1 protein-coding gene is annotated in these 1,922 nt (G+C 55.5%); it reads right to left on the bottom strand.

Annotated elements, in window-relative coordinates:
- Positions 1 to 155: 155 nt before the first annotated feature.
- Positions 156 to 1,922 (bottom strand): polyribonucleotide nucleotidyltransferase (gene pnp, locus AC06ND_RS05655; RefSeq protein ID WP_475678021.1); only part of this gene is annotated, 1,767 nt, incomplete at its 5' end.

The following is a 1,922-nucleotide window of genomic DNA, read 5'->3' as shown; positions in this document are numbered from 1 at the left end:
CTATCCTTGTCTTATGGACTACTACGTCAAATTGCACTGAACAATGAAGAACCGCCGTATGCCGAACGGCACGTACGGTGGTGTGAGAGGTCGGAAAACAAAAGTAGGAGGAAACTACTTTTGTTTTCCTCCTACTCGATTATTCAGTCCGAGGACTAGAACATCTCTGGCTCCTGACGTGGAGTCTCCTCCTCTGCAGGCTTGTTCTCGCGACGAGGACCACGAGGGCCGCGGTCATCGCGACGTGGGCCACGGTCATCACGGCGTGGGCCGCGATCGCCACGACGGTCATCCCTGCGGTCATCACGACGTGGGCCGCGATCACCCTGAGGACGAGGCCTGCGCTCAGGCTCTACATAACCCTCTGGCTTCTCGGTGAGAGCCCTCATAGAGAGCCTCATCTTGCCGGTCTTTGCGTCGATCTCGAGGAGCTTGACGTCAACTACGTCACCTACCTTAACGACATCCTCTACCTTCTCTGTCTTGTTCCAAGCGATCTCTGAGATGTGGAGGAGGCCTTCCTTACCAGGGAGGATCTCTACGAATGCGCCGAACTCGAGGATGCTGACTACCTTACCGGTGTAGACTGTGCCGACCTCAGGTACTGCAACGATGCCCTCGATCCATGCCTTAGCCTTAGCCATTGCCTCAGCGTCGTTAGAAGCGATGTCTACTACACCTACGGTACCCTCACCTGCTGGATTAGGCTCCTCGGTGATGGTGATGGTAGCACCGGTCTCCTTCTGGATCTTCTGGATGGTCTCGCCACCCTTACCGATGATTGCGCCGATGAACTCGGAAGCCACAACCATCTGCTCGATACGAGGAACGAATGGCTTGTAGTCCTCACGTGGTGCGCTGATGGTCTTCATCATCTCTCCCATGATGTGGAGACGACCCTGACGTGCCTGCTCGAGAGCCTTCTCGAGAACGTCGTATGAAAGACCGTCAACCTTGATATCCATCTGGGTAGCGGTGATACCGTCAGCGGTACCTGTTACCTTGAAGTCCATGTCACCGAGATGATCCTCGTCACCAAGGATGTCGGTGAGGATTGCGTAGCGCTCGTTAGGACGCTCTGCGTCGGTGATGAGACCCATTGCGACACCTGCTACAGGCTTCTTGATCTTCACACCTGCATCCATGAGTGCGAGGGAGCCACCGCAGACAGATGCCATTGATGACGAACCGTTTGACTCGAGGATGTCGGAAACGACGCGAACTGCGTATGGATTCTCAGGAGCGAGTGGAACCACTGGCTTGAGCGCGCGGAGTGCGAGGTTTCCGTGACCGATCTCACGACGGCCTACGCCACGCTGTGACTTAGCCTCGCCGGTTGAGAAAGGAGGGAAGTTATAGTGGAGGACGAACTGCTGGTCATCCTGGATGAGGACCTCGTCAGTCTCCTTCATGTCCATCTTGGTACCGAGGGTGACGGTAGCGAGAGACTGAGTCTCACCGCGGGTGAAGATTGCTGAGCCATGTGCGCATGGGAGGTAGTCTACCTCACACCAGATAGGACGGACAACGTCGGTTGCACGACCGTCGAGGCGGATACCCTCGTCGAGGATCATGTTACGCATAGCCTCCTTCTCCTCGTCGTGGAAATACCTGTTGACGAGTGGCTCCTTCATCTCCCTGTCTTCCTCAGGAATGGTTGCGAGGAACTCTTCCTTGATAGCGGTGAAGCCTTCCTCACGCTCATGCTTAGGCTTTGCAGACTTAGCATGTGCATAGCACTTGTCGTAGCAGAAGTCGTGAACTGCCTTCCTGAGCTCCTCGTCCTGGATGTCATGTGGGTAGTCACGCTTGTTGTCGTAGGTACCGAGCTCCTTCATGAGCTCCTTCTGTACGCGGCAGTGCTTCTTTATCTCTTCGTGAGCGAACTTGATGGCGCCGAGCATGACCTGCTCAGAAACCTC

It is taken from the genome of Candidatus Cryptobacteroides sp. (assembly GCF_056207615.1).
This window is presented reverse-complemented; position numbering and strand designations above follow the sequence as displayed.